Below are 1,891 nucleotides of genomic sequence, written 5' to 3'. Positions count from 1 at the left end.
AGCGCGAGGCCCTGCGGCACCTGCGGGCTTCGGTGTCGGGGACGGTGCAGGATCTCACGGCGCACACCCTGGGCGGCGTGGTGAGCACGGCCGACCCCCTCCTGACCCTGGTGCCCGACGACACGCCGCTGGAGCTGGAGGCCATGCTGCCGCACCGGGAGGCGGGGTTCGTGCGGGAGGGGCAGGCGGCGGAGGTGAAGCTGGAGGCATTCCCGTTCACGCGCTTCGGCACGGTGCCAGGCACGGTGCGGCTGGTGAGCCGGGAGGCGACGAACGCGCCTGCGACGAATCACAAGCGCTCCGAGACGGAGGGGCGCGCGAGCGCGGACGAGGGCGGCTACCGGATCGCGGTGCGGCTGGATCGGGCCGCGATGGCGGTCGGCGACCGCTCCGTGCCGCTGCGGCCGGGGATGGCGGCGCAGGCCGATATCGTCACCGGGACCCGGCGGGTGATCGCCTTTCTGTTCGACCCCATCGCACAGCATCTCGCGGAGGCGGGGCATGAACGGTGAAAGCAGATAGGTAACAAGGAGGGACGATGCTCGAGTAAAACTCCGCCAATTGTGGGCACCAATTACGTGTCTGACTGATTCTGAAAAACCACGGACTGTTATCAATGAAAATAAAAATTTCATCTTTTCTACGATCTGTGTTGCTTATTTCAACAGTGATCGTCCATCCAAGCGTTACCGAAGCTAGAAAGGGAGGCGGTTTGTTTACAAAAAATAGCCTGGGATGCTGGAAGAGAATTAAAGACAACAACATAACGCAGTATATTTGCTTTAGAAGCAATGGCACTGTTTACGCAGCAAATATTAATCACAAGGAGGCCGAGGGTCTTGCGAATGTGGGGTATTATAGAGCAACAGGTAATATTATTGAAATTATAGGTTTTCCAGGACAAGACTGGGTTAGCAGGCTGTATGCGAATATATGCCGATGGGAATTTTCCGATGATCGACAATATTTACTTTTGGATGAGTCAATAGAAAAATGCGATATCCGAGGAGAATGGCAAAAATCCGAATATAAGCCCGACAAAAATGATTCTGCAAAGGAGCAATATCATGAGCAACGTTGAACATATTGGTGTCGTCCACATAGACTATAGCAAGGTCCCAAACGATGTTTTAAATCAGGTCAAAACAATCCTTAGAACTATATATAGCGATCCACAAATCCAGTCATTACTAGCGAACCAGCAGATATCAAGCTACAATATATCTTTTTCAAACAATTCTCCTCAGGGTGCCCTTGGAGTAACTCGTGTAGATAATTCTTCACCAGGTCCTGCAAATACGGTATTTAATATTGCAAACTTAGGTTTAGACAATCAAGGAAAGCTAGTTAATACATACTATGTCGATAGCGATCCTCAAATTTAGCCATTTGAGGTGACTGCCACGCACGAAGCGCTACATGTAGCATTCCCAGATTTGACCGGCGATGCTCCCGGTGGGCACAATAATCCTGTTGGAGATTATCTCTTTAGAGCAGCAACGATTGACATATCAGACCGCTTATTTGGGCAACATGCGACTGACGAAAATATTTCTATGGCAGAAGATCTAAATAGGGCACAAGAAAATCCAGATTTCATTGAATCTGGAATAAATCTTAGTGGAATCGCTACGGCAGGCCAGGTATTATCAGCATTACAAAATAACTCTAATAATATTAGAAGCTTCCTGGATCCGAAAGGACAAAGTCCCGATACGCAATACGATGCGCCTTTCGCCAACTGGCCGGGTTCCAGCGGCAGCACCAGCGTCGCATCGAATGGGCCCGACAGCACGAATACCCCATTCGCCAACTGGCCGGGTTCCAGCGGCAGCACCAGCGTCGCATCGAACGGGGCCGACAGCACGAATACCCCGTTCGAGAACATGCC

General features: G+C 51.5%; 4 protein-coding genes. All 4 read left to right on the top strand.

Translation table 11 applies throughout. The features are described 5' to 3' along the window. The coding region (locus MFF42_RS25395; protein ID WP_238258748.1) for a beta-barrel domain-containing protein at window positions 1–512 on the top strand (512 nt) is incomplete at its 5' end. Between the two features lie 104 nt (window positions 513–616). After that, window positions 617–1,081: a hypothetical protein gene (locus tag MFF42_RS25390; RefSeq protein ID WP_238258747.1), complete on the top strand. Its 465-nt coding sequence runs from the start codon at window positions 617–619 to the stop codon at window positions 1,079–1,081. Then, entirely contained in the window at window positions 1,068–1,385 is a 318-nt protein-coding gene (locus MFF42_RS25385) for a hypothetical protein (RefSeq protein WP_238258746.1), read from the top strand. Before MFF42_RS25390 ends, MFF42_RS25385 begins: the two co-directional genes overlap by 14 nt. Window positions 1,386–1,394: 9 nt before the next feature. Next, a partial coding sequence (locus MFF42_RS25380) for a hypothetical protein (protein ID WP_238258745.1) occupies window positions 1,395–1,891 on the top strand: 497 nt, incomplete at its 3' end.

Source organism: Methylorubrum podarium (assembly GCF_022179745.1).
Classification (GTDB): domain Bacteria; phylum Pseudomonadota; class Alphaproteobacteria; order Rhizobiales; family Beijerinckiaceae; genus Methylobacterium; species Methylobacterium podarium.
Note: the sequence above shows the minus strand (reverse complement) of the source record. Positions and strands in the feature narration are given on the sequence as shown.